Genomic DNA, 799 nt, shown 5'->3' with positions numbered 1-799 from the left:
TGTTGAGTCTCTAGGTGTCTATGCCCACCCATTCGGTGCTGCCGTCTGTCAGCTCCTGTTCTTTCCAGATGGGAACCTGGGCTTTCACACGGTCAGCCACCGCCTCGCAGGCCTCGAAGGCCCGCCCACGATGTGCTGCAGCGGCAAGCACGGTCAGCGCAGACTCTCCTATAGCGATAGGACCGACGCGGTGAACTGCCCACAGACGAACCCCCTCCAGCTCATCCGCTACAGACTGCACAACACGCGCAATATATTCTTTCGCCTGCGGATGCGCACTATAGGAAAGCCCGCGCACCGCACTGCCGTGATCATGGTTGCGTACAATGCCGTCGAATACAACAAGGGCGCCCATGGCCTCTGTCATGACCTGAGCCTTCGCGGCGTTGGCAAGCGGCTCTAGGGCTTCCTCGGTAATATCGGTGAAAATGACAACCGAACCGGTGGGCTCAGCGCCATGCGCCCCGCTGTGGTCGAGCCCCTGCGGCTTAGTGGTCATGATAGTCCTCCATCTGGCGGCAAATATGTTCCACGAGTGGGTCTAGGGTTTTCACTCCATCTTTAACTCCGCCGCGCGACCCAGGCAGAGTCATCACGAAGGTTTTATCGATCACGCCCGCAACCCCGCGTGAGAGCACTGCGGAAGATACGTTCTGCAGGCCGTTCGCCCAGAAAGCATGCATGATTCCGGGGATTTCCTTATCCAGATGCGGGCGTACCGCCTCCACGGTCTGATCGTCCGTGTTCAGCCCGGTACCGCCGCTGGTGAGAATAAACGTGGGCAGGTTATTATTCTTCT

General features: G+C 58.7%; 2 protein-coding genes. Both read right to left on the bottom strand.

What is annotated here, in order from left to right; genetic code table 11:
* Positions 1 to 10: 10 nt before the first annotated feature.
* Positions 11 to 499, bottom strand: a complete 489-nt coding sequence (locus tag Q4P78_RS09040) for a molybdenum cofactor biosynthesis protein MoaE (RefSeq protein ID WP_006887700.1) — start codon at positions 497 to 499, stop codon at positions 11 to 13.
* Positions 489 to 799, bottom strand: a 311-nt coding sequence (locus Q4P78_RS09035; RefSeq protein ID WP_303340038.1) for a molybdopterin-binding protein, incomplete at its 5' end; no start/stop codon positions are given. The genes Q4P78_RS09035 and Q4P78_RS09040, both read right to left, overlap by 11 nt.

This window comes from Rothia sp. (in: high G+C Gram-positive bacteria), assembly GCF_030540545.1.
GTDB lineage: Bacteria > Actinomycetota > Actinomycetes > Actinomycetales > Micrococcaceae > Rothia.
Note: the sequence above shows the minus strand (reverse complement) of the source record. Positions and strands in the feature narration are given on the sequence as shown.